General features: G+C 66.6%; 14 protein-coding genes. 3 read left to right on the top strand and 11 right to left on the bottom strand.

The features are described from left to right. The 5 genes from CVS47_RS02505 to CVS47_RS16845 form a co-directional block, all read right to left on the bottom strand. Nucleotides 1-1,611, bottom strand: a complete 1,611-nt coding sequence (locus CVS47_RS02505) for a tyrosine-protein kinase domain-containing protein (protein WP_127094674.1) — start codon at nt 1,609-1,611, stop codon at nt 1-3. A gap of 192 nt (nt 1,612-1,803) precedes the next feature. Next, a complete protein-coding gene (glmM, locus tag CVS47_RS02500; protein WP_127094673.1) occupies nt 1,804-3,162 on the bottom strand; it encodes a phosphoglucosamine mutase in 1,359 nt (452 codons plus the stop codon). Between the two features lie 14 nt (nt 3,163-3,176). Then, nucleotides 3,177-3,683, bottom strand: coding sequence for a 30S ribosomal protein S9 (gene rpsI / locus CVS47_RS02495; protein ID WP_127094672.1), 507 nt, complete (start codon nt 3,681-3,683; stop codon nt 3,177-3,179). A 29-nt stretch (nt 3,684-3,712) separates the two neighbouring features. Continuing rightward, entirely contained in the window at nt 3,713-4,159 is a 447-nt protein-coding gene (gene rplM / locus CVS47_RS02490; protein ID WP_127094671.1) for a 50S ribosomal protein L13, read from the bottom strand. A 187-nt stretch (nt 4,160-4,346) separates the two neighbouring features. After that, entirely contained in the window at nt 4,347-5,627 is a 1,281-nt protein-coding gene (locus CVS47_RS16845; protein ID WP_206502724.1) for a hypothetical protein, read from the bottom strand. A 206-nt stretch (nt 5,628-5,833) separates the two neighbouring features. Here CVS47_RS16845 and CVS47_RS02480 point away from each other — a divergent pair, with 206 nt between their 5' ends. From CVS47_RS02480 to CVS47_RS02470, 3 genes are all read left to right on the top strand, one after another. Beyond that, nucleotides 5,834-7,330 carry a tyrosine-protein kinase domain-containing protein gene (locus CVS47_RS02480; RefSeq protein WP_241240247.1) on the top strand — a complete coding sequence of 499 codons (1,497 nt, stop codon included), beginning with the start codon at nt 5,834-5,836 and terminating at the stop codon, nt 7,328-7,330. A gap of 1 nt (nt 7,331) precedes the next feature. Continuing rightward, entirely contained in the window at nt 7,332-7,940 is a 609-nt protein-coding gene (locus CVS47_RS02475) for an arsenate reductase/protein-tyrosine-phosphatase family protein (RefSeq protein WP_127094669.1), read from the top strand. Nucleotides 7,941-8,296: 356 nt separating this feature from the next. Further along, nucleotides 8,297-9,850 (top strand): sugar transferase, encoded by a 1,554-nt coding sequence (locus CVS47_RS02470; protein ID WP_127097149.1) that lies wholly within the window; start codon nt 8,297-8,299, stop codon nt 9,848-9,850. Nucleotides 9,851-9,920: 70 nt separating this feature from the next. On the opposite strand, the gene CVS47_RS02465 is transcribed toward CVS47_RS02470, so the two are convergent. The 6 genes from CVS47_RS02465 to CVS47_RS02440 all read right to left on the bottom strand — a co-directional run bounded on the left by CVS47_RS02465 (nt 9,921) and on the right by CVS47_RS02440 (nt 17,534). Further along, nucleotides 9,921-10,946 (bottom strand): glycoside hydrolase family 5 protein, encoded by a 1,026-nt coding sequence (locus tag CVS47_RS02465; RefSeq protein ID WP_206502723.1) that lies wholly within the window; start codon nt 10,944-10,946, stop codon nt 9,921-9,923. A gap of 136 nt (nt 10,947-11,082) precedes the next feature. After that, on the bottom strand, nt 11,083-12,690 hold the full coding sequence (locus tag CVS47_RS02460) for a fibronectin type III domain-containing protein (protein WP_127094667.1): 1,608 nt from the start codon (nt 12,688-12,690) through the stop codon (nt 11,083-11,085). Nucleotides 12,691-12,872: 182 nt separating this feature from the next. Beyond that, a complete protein-coding gene (locus CVS47_RS02455) occupies nt 12,873-14,417 on the bottom strand; it encodes a lipopolysaccharide biosynthesis protein (RefSeq protein ID WP_127094666.1) in 1,545 nt (514 codons plus the stop codon). Next, on the bottom strand, nt 14,330-15,727 hold the full coding sequence (locus tag CVS47_RS02450; protein WP_164734586.1) for an O-antigen ligase family protein: 1,398 nt from the start codon (nt 15,725-15,727) through the stop codon (nt 14,330-14,332). Before CVS47_RS02450 ends, CVS47_RS02455 begins: the two co-directional genes overlap by 88 nt. 2 nt (nt 15,728-15,729) lie before the next feature. Beyond that, a complete protein-coding gene (locus CVS47_RS02445; RefSeq protein ID WP_127094664.1) occupies nt 15,730-16,479 on the bottom strand; it encodes a hypothetical protein in 750 nt (249 codons plus the stop codon). Continuing rightward, entirely contained in the window at nt 16,476-17,534 is a 1,059-nt protein-coding gene (locus CVS47_RS02440) for a glycosyltransferase (RefSeq protein ID WP_127094663.1), read from the bottom strand. Before CVS47_RS02440 ends, CVS47_RS02445 begins: the two co-directional genes overlap by 4 nt. Nucleotides 17,535-17,622: the final 88 nt, after the last annotated feature.

Here is a 17,622-nt window from a genome sequence, read left to right as displayed (position 1 = left end):
TCACCTCTTGCTTCTGCGCGAGCGGCGCGTGGAGTCGGTCGCGACGACCGTCGGCGTGGCCGTGCCGGTCGCCGCGGGCGAGCCCGTGACACCGGATGCAGGCCGCGTCGCGGATGACGGGGAAGGGGTGGATGCTGCGCCCGGCGCGCCCGCGGAGACCATGGTCCCCGCGGTGTCCTCTGTCAGGTCGATGTCGAACCCGTCCTCTCCGCCCTTCGAGCGGTAGTAGTCCCCGGCGTAGCGGTAGTCGTGGTAGCCGCCGCGGCCCTTGCGCGGCACGCGGTTGAGCACGACGCCCAGCGCGCGCGAGCCGGCGCGCTCGAGGTTCTGCAGCGCCTTGGTCAGCGCTTCGAACGTCGTCTTGCCCACGCTCGTGATGATGATGGCGCCGTCCGCGCTGTGACTGAGCACCGCGGCATCCGTCACCGGGATCAGGGGCGGCGCGTCCACGATGACCGTGTAGTCCTTCGCGAGTGTCCGCAGCAGGTTCTTCATGCGCTCGGAGCCGAGCACCTCGCTCGGGTTGGGCGGCAGCTTGCCGGCGCCGAGCACGAGGAGGTTGCCCTTGCGGCCCACCCGCTGGGCGACGTCCTCCACGGTGGCACGGCCGGCCAGCACGTCGGTGACGCCGACGCCGTCGACGAGGCGGAAGATCGTGGCGACCATCGGGCGGCGGAGGTCGCCGTCGATGAGCACGACCTTGGAGCCGTTGGCCGCCAGCGTGATGGCCAGGTTGGCACTCGTGGTCGACTTGCCGTCACCGGGGAGCGGGCTCGTGACGACGATGATCCGCGGCGGGTTGTCGACGTCCATGAACTGGAGGTTGGTGCGCAGCTCGCGCATCGCCTCGGAGACGCCGAACAGGTCGGCATGCGATCCGCTGGAGATGCCGTCCACGGGCAGCAGCCGGTTGTCGGCGGTGAAGGACTTCTCGTCGGGGATGGTGCCGACCACCGAGAGGCCCGTCTCCTTCTCCACCGCGTCGGCGGAGCGGATGCGGCGGTCCAGTGTGTACCGCAGCACCGCGTAGGCGATGCCGAGCACGAGACCCGCCAGGGCGCCGAGCGCCAGGGCGATCCGCACGTTCGGGGAGCTCGGCGACGACGGCAGCCGGGCGGTGTCGCCGGGCACCAGCTGCACCGTGGCGAGGCTGACGCCGCCACTCGTCTCGAGGTTCTCGACCTCGGTGGCCATCGCGCGGATCCAGGCCTGCGCGAGATCGCGGGCGCCCTCCGGGGAGGATGCGGATGCCACGACCCTGATGTTCACGGTGTCGGTCGGGTTGCTCACCTGCACGCGGTTCACCAGCGACTCCGGGCTGGAGGTGAGGCCGAGCTCGGCGATCGCGTGCTCGGCGACGGCCCGCCACGACCCGAGGTCGAGGTAGGAGCCGACCTTCGCCTTGGCCAGGTTCTCGGCCACGAGCGCGGAGCCGGCGTCGTTGCCCGACAGCTCCGTGCGCACGGGCGCGACGATGCCGCTCGCGTCGGCGCTGTAGACCTTCGGCTGGAGCAGTGTCCATCCGAAGGCGCTCACGACGCCGACGACCACCAGCACGATCAGTCCGAGCCAGTGCGCGCGCAGGATGCGCAGATACGTCCTCAGTTCCACGGCCGATCTCCCCCTTCGTCGACCTCAGCTCCTGACTGTAGAGCGAGCGTCGTTCGGGGTCCGCGCCGCCCGTCGCGGAACGCGCGAGTCTTGTCGCGTTACGATCCGCCGCAGGCCGGACAGCGGCGCGAGACGCCGTCGGAGGGGACGACAGCGGCGCGAGACGCCGCCGGTGGGGGCCGACGGGGATCGTCAGATGGCGAGGCGCTCGCGGACCACGTCGGCGAGCTGCTCGCCGAGACGGTGAGCCGTGTGCTCGTCGGCGGCTTCGACCATCACGCGGACGAGCTGCTCCGTGCCCGACGGGCGCAGGAGCACGCGTCCGGAGGCGCCGAGCTCCGCCGTCGCCTTCGCGACGGCGTCCGCGACGCCCTCGTCCGTGGTGGCGCGGGTGCGGTCCACACCTTTGACGTTGATGAGCACCTGCGGGAACACCGTCATGATCGACGCGAGCTCGGCGAGCGTCTTGCGCTGACGAGCCATCTCGGCGACGAGGTGCAGGCCGGTCAGCAGGCCGTCACCGGTGGTCGCGTACTCGCTCATGATGACGTGGCCGGACTGCTCTCCCCCGAGCGAGAAGCCGCCCTGGTCCATGCGCTCCAGCACGTAGCGGTCGCCGACCGAGGTCTGCTCGACGGTGATGCCGTGGTCGGCCATCGCCTTGTGCAGGCCGAGGTTGCTCATCACCGTGGCCACGAGCGTGTCCTTGACGAGGTGGCCGCGCTCCTTCATCGCCACCGCGAGGATGGCCATGATCTGGTCGCCGTCGACGATCCTGCCGTCGGCGTCCACGGCCAGGCAGCGGTCCGCGTCGCCGTCGTGGGCGATGCCGAGGTCGGCGCCGACCTCCCGCACCTTGCGCGCGAGCTGGTCGAGGTGGGTGGAGCCCACGCCGTCGTTGATGTTCATGCCGTCGGGGTCGGCCCCGATCAGGGTCACACGCGCCCCGGCGTCGCGGAAGGTCTCGGGCGACACACCGGAGGCCGCGCCGTGCGCGCAGTCGAGCACGACGTGGATGCCGTCGAGCTGGTGCGGCAGGGAGCCGAGCAGGTGGATGACGTAGCGATCCTCGGCGTCCGAGAAGCGCCGGATGCGACCGACACCCGCTCCGGTGGGCTGCAGCTTCGGGCCGGACATGGCCGCTTCGATGCGCTGCTCGACGAGGTCGGGGAGCTTGACGCCGCCCCGCGCGAAGATCTTGATGCCGTTGTCGGGCGCCGGGTTGTGCGAGGCCGAGACCATCACGCCGAAATCGGCGTCCATGTCGGCGATGAGGAACGCCGCGGCAGGGGTCGGCAGGACGCCGGCTTCCAGCACGTCCACACCGGACGAGGCGAGGCCGGCCGCGACGGCGGCGGCGAGGAACTCACCCGAGACGCGCGGATCCCGCGCGACGACGGCGGTGAGGCGCTTGCCTGCGGCACGACGCGCGTCGGCCGTACGGCCCTGGCCCAGGACGACGGCGGTCGCCTGGGCCAGGGAGAGAGCGAGGTCGGCGGTGAGGGGGCCGTTGGCCAGCCCCCGCACCCCGTCCGTGCCGAAAAGCGGCATCGGAGCGGTGCCGATCAGCGCTTCGAGTACTGAGGAGCCTTACGGGCCTTCTTGAGACCCGCCTTCTTGCGCTCGATGACGCGGGCGTCACGCGACAGGAAGCCGGCCTTCTTCAGGGTCGGACGGTTGTTCTCGGCGTCGATCTGGTTCAGCGACCGGGCGATGCCCAGACGCAGCGCACCGGCCTGGCCCGAGGGGCCGCCACCGGAGATGCGGACGATGACGTCGTAGGCGCCGGTGAGGTTCAGCACCGTGAACGGGTCGGTGATCAGCTGCTGGTGCAGCTTGTTCGGGAAGTAGTCCTCGAACTCGCGACCGTTGACGGTGATGACACCGGAGCCGGGGATGAGGCGCACGCGGGCGATGGCCTGCTTGCGGCGGCCGACCGCGGCACCGGGGACGCTGAGCACCGGGCGGGGCGCGGCGGCCTCGCTGGTCTCGTCGGCCGGGGTCTCGGTCGAGTAGTTCTGGAGCGCGTCGGCGGTGCCGGCGCTGTCGATGGAGTCGGAGATGTTCGCCACGAGTGTGTCCTTAGCTGTCTGAGCGGCGCTTACTGGGCGACCTGGTCGATGATGTACGTCGACGGCACCTGGGCCGCGTGGGGGTGCTCGGCACCCCGGTACACCTTGAGCTTGCGCAGCTGGGCGGCACCCAGGCTGTTCTTCGGGAGCATGCCGCGCACGGCCTTCTCCACGGCGCGCTCGGGGTTCTTCTCGAGCAGCTCGGTGTACGTGACCGACTTCAGACCACCCGGGTAGCCGGAGTGGCGGTACGCCTTCTTCTTCTCGGCCTTCTGACCGGTCAGCACCACCTTCTCGGCGTTGATGATCACGACGAAGTCGCCCGAGTCGATGTGGTTGGCGAAGGTCGCCTTGTGCTTGCCGCGCAGGAGCGCCGCGGCGTGGGTGGCGAGACGGCCCAGGACGACGTCGGTCGCGTCGATGATGAGCCACTCGCGCTGGACTTCGCCAGCCTTGGGGGTGAAAGTGCGCGTCACAGTAGTGCTGCTTTCTTGAATCGAACGGAGAGGTTCGTGAATCCCGCTCCGGGGTGGTTCTCCGTACAGAAGCACGGTGGAACACGCCAGTGGAGGGCTCACGTTCGCGGGCCGGGTCAGCAGAGCCGGACACCAAAGGTCAAGACTACGGCATGAGGATGCCGCGCCCAAATCGGGGCGGGATGCGTCAGCCGCCGACCGGCGCCTCGGGCTGGGTGGGCTCGGGCTGCGGCTCCGTGGGCGTCGGATCGGGATCGACGGGCGGATCGACGGGCGGGTCGACCGGAGGATCGGTCGGCGCCCCTCCCCCGGTGCCCGGGTCGACCGGGGTTCCCGGGTCCGTGACAGGCGGCGTCGGCTGCGTCGGCGATCCCCCGCCGGAGGACGGCGGCGTGTAGGGGACGAAGATCCCGCCGTCGTTCGATCCGCCGTTGTCGCGCGCCTCGATCTCGGCTTCGATCTCGGCGATCGCCCGGTCGTTGTCCGCTCGCAGGCTGTCGACGGCGCTCGCGTACGTCATCATCGCGGCCAGGCCCGAGCCGCCGGCCTGCTGCTCGGCGGTGACGGCCACCAGCGCGGCGGTCACGCCGTCGCGGTAGGCGGCCTCGGCGGCGGTGTTCTCGGCGACGATCGTGGCGGCCGTCGTCGGCAGGGTGCCGCCGAAACCGGACAGCGCGTCGATGAAGACGGCGCGCGACTGCTCGACCGCGGCGCGGGCGGATCGGGTGTCGTCGATCGCGACCTCGACCTGACCGGCGGTGGCGCGCACCCGGTCCAGCGCCGTGGCGACCTCCGCCAGCTCACCGGAGGGCAGCGATGCGGAGACGTACTGCGGCGTCGATGCCGCCTCCTGGGCGGAGACGCTGGATCGCAGCCGGCCGAGCGCCCCGGTCGCCGTCACGCGGGCCGTCTCGTCGCTCTTCCCGGCGAGGGCGGTGAGCGTGGTGTCGGCCTCCGCAGCCAGGGCCGCAGCATCCTGCACCGCGTCTTCGAAGCGCGTCTGCGCGGTGTCGAGGGCGGTGACGTGGTTGCGGAGGTCTGCCTCCTCCGCGCGCAGGCTCTGCTGCGCCTCGCGCACATCTCCCGATGTGGCCTGCAGCGCGGTCGCCCCCGAGACGACGCCGACCACCGCGAGGACGGACACGATCGCCGTCACGGCGCCGATCCGGTCGAGGCCGACCATCTGTCGCATCTCGCCGAAGCGGCTCGAGGCGGAATCAGCCGCGGGACCGTCCGACGATCCCGCGGCGGCCCGTGCGGGCTGCAGTGCGGGGGCACGCTCGCCGACCACCGCGGCGAGCGCGGAGGCCCCCGCGGACGCGGTCTCGACCGCCGGCCGGGGTGTCGCCGCGCCGCTCGCCGGAGCTCCCACGACGTCGCGAAGCCGGGCGATCTGGTCGCTTCGCGTGCCGTCGGCGGGTGCGGCTGCTGCGGGGTCGTCAGCGAACAGCTCGGAGAGGGAGGTCACGTCTAGCCAATCGGTCGGGCGGATCTCGGCGGGCGACGGCGGGTTCAGCACCCGCTCGACGACAACTATAGAATTCCGGCAACGAGCACCGTGCGCTCCGGATACGCGGCCTTCGGGTGGTCGCGCACCAGGCGCCGCTCGAGGGGAACAGCTTCTTGGAACTGCGCGATTACGTCAGAATCCTTCACCGCAACTGGATCTTCATCGTGGCTCTGACCGTCCTCGGGGCGGCAGCGGGCTTCGGCTGGGCACTGCTCAAGACACCGGAGTACCAGGCCACGACGCAGCTCTACGTGTCGGTCCGCGCGAGCGACAGCGCCGTGGTCGGCGAGCTCGCGCAGGGCACGAACTACGCACGTCAGGCCGTGACGAGCTTCGTCGACGTGGTCGACAGCGCCGCCGTCCTCGACCGCGTGATCGACGAGCTCGACCTCGACACGACCTCGGCGCAGCTCGCGCGTCAGGTGACGGCATCCGTTCCCACGAACACCGTCATCATCTCCGCGACGGTCAACGATCCGAACCCGGAGCAGGCGGCCGCGATCGCCAACTCCGTCGGCAAGAACTTCGCCGACGTCGTCGTGAATCGGCTCGAGAAGCCCGAGGGCGACGCCGCCAGCCTCGTCCGCATCGAGACGATCGAGCCGGCGCTCGTGCCGACCGCCACGTCGAGCCCGAACTTCCCGCTCAGCGTCGCGCTCGGCGCCCTGCTCGGTCTTGCCCTCGGCATGGCATTCGCCGTGCTGCGCACCGTGCTCGACACGCGCATCCACTCGATCCACGACATCGAGGTCGTCACCGACAAACCGCTCCTGGGCGGCATCGCGTTCGACGCGGACGCCAAGAAGCGCCCGCTCATCGTGCACGCCGATCCGATGAACCCGCGGGCGGAGTCCTTCCGCACTCTGCGCACCAACCTGCAGTTCGTGGGGGTGGACGCCGGCGCGGGCTCGCGCTCGTTCGTCATCACCAGCGCCGGACCGGGCGAGGGCAAGTCGACCACCACCGCCAACCTCGCCATCGCGCTGGCCGAGACGGGCGCCCGTGTGGCGCTGGTCGACGGCGATCTGCGCCTCCCCCGCGTCGCCGACTACATGGGCGTCGAGGGCGGTTCCGGCCTCACCGACGTGCTGATCGGCAACGCCGAGCTCGTCGACGTCCTGCAGCGCTGGGGTCGCGGCAAGCTCTTCGTCCTGCCCTCGGGTCGCGTTCCTCCCAACCCCGCCGAGCTCCTCGGCAGCCACGCTATGCAGCGCACGCTCGCTGAGCTGACCGAGGCGTTCGACTACGTCCTCGTCGACGCTCCCCCGCTCCTGCTGGTGACCGACGCCGCCGTGGTGTCGAAGTACACCAGCGGCGTGATCCTGATCGCCGCCTCGGGCAGCACGAAGCGCCCGCAGCTGGAGGCCGCCGTCAAGACCCTGAACGGCATCGGCAGCAACCTGCTCGGCGTCATCGTCACGATGCTGCCCTCGAAGGGTCCCGACAGCTACGGCTACGGCAGCTACACCTACAGCGCGAACAACGACATCCGCTCGAAGGGCACCACCCGCGCCCAGCTCCGTCGCGAGCGCGAGGATCAGGCGACCTCGGGGCCGGCGTCCGACGCGGCGGTCGGGGCATCCGATCTCCTCTCGTCCGCTGGTTCCGCGGAGTCCTCGAGCGCTTCGGTCGAGCCCGTCAAGAGCGCGCGAGGCGCGTGAGGTGACGTTCCGGATTCTGACGGTGTGCACCGGCAACATCTGCCGCTCGCCGCTGGCGGAGCAGCTGCTGCGTCGCGAGCTGAGCTCCTTCCTCGACGTGTCGGTGCGCAGCGCCGGCACCGGCGCCCTCGTGGGCGCCGGCATGCCCGAGGAGGCTCAGGCCGTCGCACTGCGCGCGGGGGTGGCTGATGCCGCGGCCCATCGCGCCCGTCAGCTGGTGGCCGCCGATCTGACCGAGGCGGATCTGGTGCTGGCGATGGCCCGCGACCACCGCCGGTCGATCGTGGAACTGACTCCCGCAGCCACGCGCAAGGCCTTCACGGTCCGGGAGCTCGCACGCATCGCCGCCGAGATCACCGATGAGGAGCTCCGTGACGAGGTCGACGGGGCGCTGTCCGCCGAAGCCGCCCTGCGGTCGGTGGTCTCCCTCGCTTCGTCGTTCCGCGGCATCGTCCCGCCGCCGGAGGCGCCGACGGATCTCGACGTGATCGACCCCTACCGGCGGAGCACCGAGGTGTACGAGCTCTCCGGGGCTCAGCTCGTGCCCGCCGCGGAAGCCGTCGTGGGTCTTTTCCGCCGCGCAGTGGCACTGATGCCGGCGGGACGCTGACCTATCCATCCCCAGAACGACATGTCTACGTCCTCGCGCGCCATGCCGATCCGACCGCGACACCGGTTGCGCCTCCGCGTCGCGGGCGCGGCGGTTCCAGCCTGCGAGTTCCACCCCGCGACGACCCCGGGATCAATTAACGCCAACGTAACCTGCCCGCTCAATACGGTGCTGTATCGGCGGGTAGCGTCACGATCCAAGGGAGTTCACAGCCGACCTCGCAGGCGTGTGGTGAACCTCACGCTGCGGGCCTGGCGCGACATCGCCGGAAATGGGGCCACGTGAAAATCGATCTCGACGTGCAGATCCCGGGCGAACACGAAGCCGGCACGGAACTGCACACGCCGGAGCGCGTGATGCGCCCGGCCGGACTTCTGCCTGTACGCCCGCGCGCCTCGGTCGCGCCGCCCGCCGCAGACCCCGAATCCGCACCCGTCGTCGCGCAGTTCGACCGGACCCCCCGGTCGGGGTTCCATGGGTGGACCGCGGGGTACGCGCGTCGGCTGCTCTTCAGTGATCTTCTCGTGCTGGTGCTCGTGGTCTACGGCACGCAGGTGCTGTGGCTGGGCGTGGGCGCCGCGAAGGTCGCCATGGCGGCGGACACGCGACTGACCGACGTCTCGTACTGGATGTTCTCCGCGCTCCTCGTCGTCCTCTGGATGGTGGGCCTGTCGATGGCCGACACCCGCAGCCCCCGCGTCGTGGGCACCGGGTCGATGGAGTATGTCCGCGTCGCGAACTCGAGCTTCGTCGTCTTCAGCGTCGTGATCATCGCCAGCTTCCTCCTCCAGTTCGACGTCGCCCGGGGCTATCTGCTCGTCGCGTTGCCGACCGGCATCCTGCTCCTCATGGCGGAGAGGTCGCTCTGGCGCCACTGGCTCCTGCGTCGCAGGCGCACCGGCGATTACTCCTCACGGGTGCTGCTGATCGGCTCGGAGCAGTCTGTCGAGCGCATCGCGCACGAACTCACCCGCACCCCCGGCGCCGGCTATCACGTCGTCGGCGCCTGCATCCCGACCGGCCAGGTCGGCGCCACGATCGGCGCCACCGAGATCCCCGTGATGGGCAACGTCAACGACATCAGCGCGGCCATGCGCGCGGTCGGCGCCGACACGGTCGTCGTCACCAGCACCGATGAGCTGCCTCCATTCAAGGTCAAGCAGATCTCCTGGCAGCTCGAGGCCGGCCGCCAGCATCTGGTGCTGGCGCCGAGCATCGTCGACATCGCGGGGCCGCGTCTGCACACGCGCCCGGTCGCGGGCCTCCCCCTCATCCACGTGGAGACGCCCCGGTTCAGCAAGGGACAGCTCTTCCTCAAGCGGATCACCGACCTGTCGGCCAGCCTCCTCGGCGTGATCGTGCTGAGCCCGGTGTTCCTGTTCCTCATCATCACGATCCGGCTGAGCAGCGACGGCCCCATCTTCTTCCGCCAGAAGCGCATCGGGCTCAAGGGACGCGAGTTCACGATGCTCAAGTTCCGCACGATGGTGCCGGACGCAGAGGCACTGCTGCCCGGCCTGCTGGCCGCGCAGCGCGATGCGGGCAACGAGATCCTCTTCAAGATGACCAACGACCCGCGCGTCACGCCGATCGGCCGCATCATGCGCAAGTTCAGCCTGGACGAGCTGCCCCAGCTGTTCAACGTCATCGGCGGCTCGATGTCGCTCGTCGGCCCCCGTCCCCCGCTCGCCAGCGAGGTCGAGAAGTACGCCGACCACGTGCACCGCCGCTTCCTCGCGAAGCCCGGCATCACCGGCGCCTGGCAGGTCGGCGGCCGCTCCACGCTCTCGTGGGAGGACTCGGTGCGCCTGGACCTCTCCTACGTGGAGAACTGGTCGCTGGCCGGCGACATCCTCATCCTGCTCAAGACCGGCAAGGCTGTGCTGCGCCCAGGCATGACCGCCGCCTGAAGCCGTCAGACACCCTGCCGTCAGCGACCGGGCTCAGCCGTAGGACGGCCCACTAAGTCGACACATCGGTTCAATCGAGGAACTGCTCGATCACGTTTGCCTGCGGACCACTCGAGTCGATGGAACTGGACCCGGTCGCGGCGAAGTAGGCTGCCATATCCCCTGACTTCGGGACCGAGCTGGCATTGAAATACAGGACATCCATCTCAAAAGAGTTGGCCAACTCGTACACGGCTGTGAAGACATCCGCTGTGCCGCGCGGAGCGCTAGCCTTCCAGCCCATCTCTCCGATGGAGCAGTGAACGCCGTTCCGCTGACACCAGAGACCGAAGTCAGTGACTCTCTCGAGGAGACGAGCTCGGCTTTCACCATTTTGACGGTAAAAGTGCTGCGAATAAACGAGAGCATCGATGGGGTCGTGGAGGGGCGATCCGTCCTCGGCGATGCGCGGAAATCCCCCCGGAGCTCCTCCTGGCATCGAGTCGATCCATATGGCGTGATGGTCCCCAGAGCTACGAAGCGCGTCGATCACCACCTGGACATAGTCGAAGTAGAGATCCACCCCGATACGAGCGCGTGGTTCGTTGAAGAGGTTGTAGGCGGCGACGCGATCGTCCTCACGGAAACGGTCGGATAACGCCAGCCATACCTTCTTCACATCGGTGGGACTGATGCCGTCGCCGCATACGACGGAACCCGGGACGTAGGCCCCCGGGCCCCAGGGATAGGTGCAGCCATTGTGCAGATCAAGGATGATCCGTATGCCAGCTTTGTCCGCCATGTCGACCTGCGACTCCAGGAGATCCAGGTAGTCAGCCGAGACGGGCTTGCTCAGAGCGTCAGTTGCGGATTGCCCTGCAGCGATGGGTTGGAGCTGCTGCCACGGCACACCCAGGCGCACGACCGACACACCCCGATCAGCGAGATAGTCATAGGAAGCTTGCGAATCGCCGACGGTTGCTCCGGGCGCTGCGTCTCTCTGCAAAACCAGCGTGTAGAGGTTTACCCCTCTCAGGTAATCCTTGCCGGCCAGGTAGCGCTCGAGCGGCGTCTTCTCGGGAACACATCCAGTCAGGCACGAAAGTATCGACAACACTAGAGCGACCGTCGTCAGGGCACGAAGGGCAAGGCGCGTCGTCGGGGGGGCCGCAGGTAGCGAAGGTTGCCCCGCCGGTCCCGCGGGCGACGGTCTCAGCGGTGTTCTCGTGGAAATGACATGGGCGCGGTCTTTGCTATTTCTGACAGACCACATTCGACCGCTCCACGCCCTGCCCAGCAGGGGTGTTCGAGCAATCGACCACATTGTTAGCACCCGTCTTCACATATATCGCTACCCCTGCGTTCAGGAGCGCCACGTTATTCCTCGCGAAGATGTTGTTCTGACCCCACCCCGCGACTTCCGTCTCGCTCGCGTAGAAGCCCGACGGGCCGACACCGTTTCGGGCGACATTGTCAACGACGATGTAGTCGTTGCCCTTGATCGCGACGATCGTGGTCACTTCAGACACTCCGCCTGCATCGATTGTATTGCCACGGATCACGCCACCCGACGTCCCCGGCTTGGCCTCGATCGGGTCAGCGGTGGTACGGGCGATGTCGTTTCCGACGACGACGGTGCGGTCGCTGCGGTCGGGCTCACAGCCGTTCACAGAGCACCAGTCTTTCGGTGAAGTGCCGAGGTAGACGCCTTCCCCATACATCGGTATAGCCAGACCGGTTTGGCGGATCACGTTATAGAGCACGGCGGTGTCCGTCGAAGAGTAGCGGACCTTAACCGCTTCTTCGCCGGTCGAGGCGATCGAGACGTCGGCAACCGACGACCCGACGGATCCGGATATGACGATGCCTTTGCGGAAGTTCTGGATCGAGATGCCGGCGACGTGAACGTTGTCTGCACCGTCCAGATGCACTCCGTTCTTGGACTGGACGTTCTGGTTGTCGAGAATGGCCGTCCGAGGGCCGCAGATCCAAATCGGCTTATCGCTCGTACCACTCGACGTGACTGTTATGCCGCCTCTGTAGGTTCCAGGAGCCAGGAGGATGACCGTGCCGGGACGCGCGCTCGCGACTGCGGTGCGCAGTTGTTCAAGGGTCGACACTTTTGTTCCAGTCGCCGGACAGTTCGAGGCCCGAAACGGCGGCGTGACGGGAGCAGGCTGGACCGCCGAAGGCAGCTTGCCGCGCAGCGACTGGTTGCCGCTGGAATCCAACGCAGTGACCGAATATCGGTATCGCGCCCCGTACGTCAGCCCGACATCCAAGAAGTTCGTCGTCGACAGCGAGTCGCTTCCGCTGATGAGCGCGAACGGGCCGTCCTCGAGCGCTCGATAGAGACGGTACCCGACGACGTCCGGCTCAGAAGACGGATCCCACTTGACGAGGAGGCTGTCACGCGCGGGAGCCACCGAGATGTTCCGCGGCGCAGCGGGCGCCGCATTGTCGATGACCCGGAATGCGTCCAGCGAGATGTCGTTCCCTGTCGAGCTGGCGGAGTGGGTGCCAGTCCGAACGATGCGGATGGTGTGCGTATTCGTACTGAGACTTCCAGTGCGGAACAACACCGTCTGGAAGGTCTGCTGATTCGAGTAGAGGTCGACCTGCTTCATCATCACGCCGTCGACATACACCTCCGCGATCCCGAGCGAGGGTCCCGATCGTCCGATCCATTCCACCGAGTCCCCACTGAACGACAGCTCTGCGTAGTTGCCTCGGGCTTTGGCATTGGCGCTGGCGCCAGCGGAGTCGGACGAATGCTTTGCCACCACCCAGTCACCGATCTTGCTGATGGCGGCGGACGTCTCCTCGTGCGTGCCAGAGGCTACTGTCGCGGTGTCAGCCATGCGATTCAACGTGCTCGACGGGCCCTTCGTCGCCACCTCTGTCCCCGCCTGCGCAGGTGTCCCCTGCTGCAGAACTGAACAAAGAAAGACCGACAGCGCCAAGACGACTGCGCTCATCCGGGCGGATCGGCTTCTGATCATGGAGAACCTCCGGGGTTCGATTGCCGACCGCGTGATGCGTGTCACATTTTTCGTCGGACGATCTTCATGAGGTCACTGAAGAAGCTGCGGTTCAGCGCCCATGTGCCCGCGAGGAAGATTACCGTGACGATCAGCACATTCGCCGCCACGAAGACAATCGGCGCATTTTGACTCAACTGCGGCAGATAAAGGGTCATGAGAAGCGACAGTCCTACCGCAAGCACGGACAGACCGAACGGACGCAGCCACTGGAGGAAGTACTTCCACGGCTCGACTCCGACGTTCCGCTTCAAGATAACGAGCCTCATCGGCCAGTAGGCGTACTGCCGCAAAGTCACCGCGATTGCCACGAACACCACTCCCCACGGCAACGCGATGACTACCAGCACGAGTCCGAGAAGAGCCTGACCCAGCGTGAGCAGGAAAGCGGCCCGCGCCTTGCCGACCGCAATAAGTACAGACCTGTCGAAATACGCGACCGCATTCAGCGCGCCAAGGAAGCACAGGATCTGCATCAGGACGACGCTCGGGGCCCATTGGGCGCCGAAGACGAACGGCAGGAGCACCGGGGCCGTTGTGCCCGCTACTGCGAAGATTGGAATGGCAGTAGTGCTGCTCAAGCTCGTCAACTTGTAGAACCACGCAAGAAGGCGCGGTCGGTCGTTCTGCAGCCGAGAGAAGGTCGTGAGCGATATCCCCGAGAAAACGGATGAGAACAGTTCAACGACGATCGAGACGATGCGGATTGCCATGAAGTAGTAGCCGAGCGTCGTGGGGCCCAGAAAAGCCCCGATGAGCAGGCGATCCGCTTGAGAATTCAGGAGACCGATCAGTTCCATACCGATGATGCTGGTACCCGTGCCCCACAGTTCTTTCAGCTTAGAGAAGCTGAACTCGAACTGGGGCCGCCATTTGCTTGCTGTCCACAGAGTGAGCAACCCGACGACGCCTGTCGTCAAAGACTGAATGACAAGGCTCCACACGCCGAGACCGAAGAGCGCCGCAATGACGGCAGCAACGCCGCCCACCATCGTGCCCGCGAAACGTCGAATCGCCAGAGACTTGAACTTGAACTCTCGCTCGAGTAGCGCTGCCGGAGTCGACGACAGTGCGTTGATGACCAACCCCACGGCGAGCCATTGGATCACGGGCGTCAGTTCGTCCCCTGCACCGTAGACCCCGGCGATCAGCGGCGCCAGAACGATGATCACTGCGGCGATGAGCCCCGACGTCACGAGGGAGGTCCACAGCGTGGTGTTGGGGTATATCGAGGAGAGTTCATGCTTCTGCACGAGCGATCGGCCCAGGCCTTGCTCCACAAAAACGGCCGCAAAGGCCATGAAGGCTGTCGCGACCGCCACGAGACCGAAGTCCTGCGGCGACAGTAGTCGCCCTAGGACCACGAGGACGAGAAGCCCCATGAGGCGATTGCTCCATTTGTCGGCAGCAACCCATCCAGCACCGGAAACCGCCCGGCGGCGGAACTCCGAGTCGTCCGTCATGTGATCAACGCGGCAGGCCGAGGTCTCCGGTGCCTGTCGGAGGTTGGAAGCATCGATGGCGCTCCGGGCGTTGCGCTCTGCCATGTGAGCATCAGCGCGAGCCCCCCTAGAAGGAGCGACGGCCTGCTCGACTCAAGGATGTTGAAGAAACCGATGGAAAATGCGTAAGCGGCGAGCAGCCCGAGCGGTCCGTAGGAACGCGTCCGGATCGCCCGTATGGCGCCACCCGCGATGAGAAGACAGAGAAGGATGAGACCCGGCACGCCCAAGCTGGTCAGCGTCTGCAGGTACGCACTCTCCATGATCGCACCGCGGGGGTTGAAGGGAGCCGCGGCGACGATCGACGTTGAAGGTCCAGCACCTAGCCAGGAGTGGTCGGCGGCTGCCTGCAACGCGACCCCGAAGATGTAATCCCGTGCATTTGTGGATCCTTGCGCCTCGTCTGAGGTCAGCCGGTCTTGGAACACCGGGGCTTGCGTGACCGCGAACGCAGCGACGGCAACGGCGGCGGCGATCAAGATCTTGCTGCCGCTGCGCAGGGCCGTCGAGCGGGAGAAGATGCTCGGTATCAATACGACGGCGACCGCCACCGCGATGGCCCCGAGGCTGTTTCTCGACACCGTGAGAAGTACGCCGAGTATGTTCGCCGCCGCGAACCAGAGATACCGGTTGTCTCCTACCTGGAATCGTTTGCCGAATGCCAGACCAAATGCCATGGAAAAAAAGAGGCCAGCGTAAAGCGGATGTCCGAGCGTGCCGGTTGCGCGATACACGGACCAGTGCTGCACCTCCGGGAGACCCAGCGCCCTGTAGAGCGGATCGAGCAGGATGTTTGATCCAGCCGCGAACTCGATGGCACAGAGCACCACCATGATGACCGAAGACCAGAGGAACGCCTTCTCGAGATTCGACCGAGCCTCAGGGCTTGAAGGCACGACCATGAGGAGGAGGAGAAGAATGCAGAAGTCCAACGACCAGGCGATCATGCTCTCCTGTGCGCGGTGGGTCACCACACTGACGACGAGCCACAGCCCTGACAGGGCAACGAGGCTCTGAGTTCCCCCGCCGACAGCGGTCACGCGAGATCGATCCCTGCTGGTCACCGTTCGGACAGCCCACACCAGAACCACCGCGAGCGACGGAGTCACCGTGCTCAACAGGTCATTGAGGGACAGCACTGTTCGAGGAATGAACAAGTAGACGATGAGGGCTATCGCCAGAAGTGAATCAGTGGGCACAAGAAGGAGCGCGATACACGCTGCCGCGGCGAGCGGGACGAGGGTGAAGGCGCTCAAACCCGGCTGACTCGAGATCACCAGGGTCAGCCAGGTGATGGCAACCGTTGCGACGGCCGCAAGCGCGAAGAAGCTCCAGGTCGGCAGCGTGCGGCTCATCATCAACGCCTGTGAGTCACAGCTAGCGTGATTTCGGGATGCGCTTCGAGCACTTCGTCGCGAAGGCGCATCAACGCGGTCACGAATCCCTCGCCTCTACTTTCTGGTTGGCTCTGGAACTTCGACAGCTGGCGTGAGCGAAACCGCTTGAGCACGCGGTACTGCAGCTCCCGCCACGGGGTGCGCTTCAGCATCGGGCGCATGTCCCCTGTGTAGTGACGGACAAAGTCCGCAAGATCTGGATCGGACGCGTTGTTCCATTCCTGCGAAAGAGGCGACACGCCTCCATGCACGCGATCTACGAAGATCACGTTCCCGTTCTCATACTTGAGGTGCAACCGGTCCTCCGGAGGAACCACGCTCGTCGCACTATCAATGACGAGGTTGAGGAAGGTCCTGGCGGCCTCCGTATTCCGACACATGATGACGCCGGAGTTGACTCGACCGCTTCGTCCGTCTGCCATGAAGACACTGCCGTTCGGGTCCCGACCTTCCCGGAAGTCCGGAGCGAGCCCACTCACCTCGCAATCCGCGTCGATGTACATGACCCAGTCGTACCCGGATTCCAGGCCGGCCTGTGCCAGAGGCAACTTCAGCCAGGCGCTGAGCGCCGTGTCCTCCACACGGGAAGGCCTGGTGACAGCGACGTACTCGACGCCGATGCGGCGCGCATATGCACGCTGAGAGGCGATGCACTGCAGAAACGCCGTGTCGTAGCCGTTCTGGGCGATGGTGAAGATCAGGCCGCTCAACTGGATTCCTTCCGAGGAGGACGAACTAGCGCCAGGGCGGCGACATAGGCTCGATAGTGAAGCTCGTCGAGTCGCGCCCAATCGCGCTCATGCAGCCGCGGCGCATCAGATGACGATCCGAGAAGATCCTGCGCCGCGGATGTAGCACGCTCGAGTACCTCCCTGTCCAACGGGCCGTCGAATCTGATGACCCACTGCTCCCCCACCTCTTTGGCAAGGTCGTCTGTTGCGGCAGACCGAGGTACGAGAACGGGGCGCCCCAGAGACAACGCAACGAAGACGGCACCGGAATTGTTCATCTCCGAGTACGGCAGCGCCACGAGTGTCGACTGCACGACCTCTCGCGCGAGATCTCGATCTTCAACGAAGGCGAGTGTCGTGGCGATGCGTTCGTCCGACGATGCGAGCGATTCGATCTGGGCGCGCAGTCCGGCTCCCTTCACCCCGCCGGCGACATGCAGCGAGAGCGCCGGGTCCGAGATCGCCGAGAACGCTCGGAGCAGCTCGGGTACGGCCTTGTATTCGCGTATGTGCCCGAAGAAGAGGATGCGACCACCGACGCGGGCCGTGTTCGGTACGACCAGCTCTGCGAATGCTCGGAAGTCGCCGTGGGGGATGGTCGCGAAGGCTGCACCATCTGGGGCGATGGTCGATGGGTTCAGCTTTATGCGCAGAGTGGTGACCCGGTCCAACCATTGGAGATAGAGGGATTCGAGCCGAGACCCGCCTTCATGAGGGGCTACGTTGTGCATCGTCCGCACGACGGCTGCCCTCCGCAGGCGCAGCCTCACCAGTAACAGAGGGAAGAGGGCGTATTGAGCCGATCGCTTCCACACGTTCGAGTTACGAATCCAATATTCCGGCCAGTGCATGTGCAGTACGTCGTAGTCGGTCAACAGAGCTCGCGGCCAGGAGAAGTAGCGAAAGCACGTCTCGACCGTTGCATGACGCTCGAGTTCCGAAACGAAGTCGATGCCGCGCGAAGGGGCGCTGACAGACTGAAGGACGACAACGGAGGGCCGTTCCTCCGGTGGCAACAGTTGCACTTCACCCATGCGAGACGGCTCCCAGGTGCGGGCTCAGAACCGCACGAGCGACGATCATACCGAGCGCTGCGGGCTTCTTGCGAAGCCGAGGTCGGAG

The sequence above is a fragment of the Microbacterium lemovicicum genome (assembly GCF_003991875.1).
Classification (GTDB): Bacteria; Actinomycetota; Actinomycetes; order Actinomycetales; family Microbacteriaceae; genus Microbacterium; species Microbacterium lemovicicum.
The sequence above is the reverse complement of the archived record's forward strand: the minus strand, read 5'-3'. Positions and strand labels throughout refer to the sequence as shown.